Annotated in this window: 1 rRNA gene; it reads right to left on the reverse strand. The window is 52.2% G+C overall.

What is annotated here, in order from left to right:
- Positions 1-385 (reverse strand): 23S ribosomal RNA (locus OGX97_RS01270); the annotation flags it as partial.

The following is a 385-nucleotide window of genomic DNA, read 5'->3' on the forward strand; positions in this document are numbered from 1 at the left end:
TGCTCCCACTGCTTGTACGTACACGGTTTCAGGTTCTTTTTCACTCCCCTCGCCGGGGTTCTTTTCGCCTTTCCCTCACGGTACTGGTTCACTATCGGTCAGTCAGGAGTATTTAGCCTTGGAGGATGGTCCCCCCATATTCAGACAGGATACCACGTGTCCCGCCCTACTCTTCGAGTTCACAACACATGCACTTTTGTGTACGGGACTTTCACCCTGTATCGTGCGACTTTCCAGACGCTTCCACTAACACACATGCTGATTCAGACTCTGGGCTGCTCCCCGTTCGCTCGCCGCTACTGGGGGAATCTCGGTTGATTTCTTTTCCTCGGGGTACTTAGATGTTTCAGTTCCCCCGGTTCGCTTCATTACGCTATGTATTCAC

This window comes from Citrobacter sp. Cpo061, assembly GCF_030332845.1.
GTDB classification, from domain to species: domain Bacteria; phylum Pseudomonadota; class Gammaproteobacteria; order Enterobacterales; family Enterobacteriaceae; genus Citrobacter; species Citrobacter portucalensis.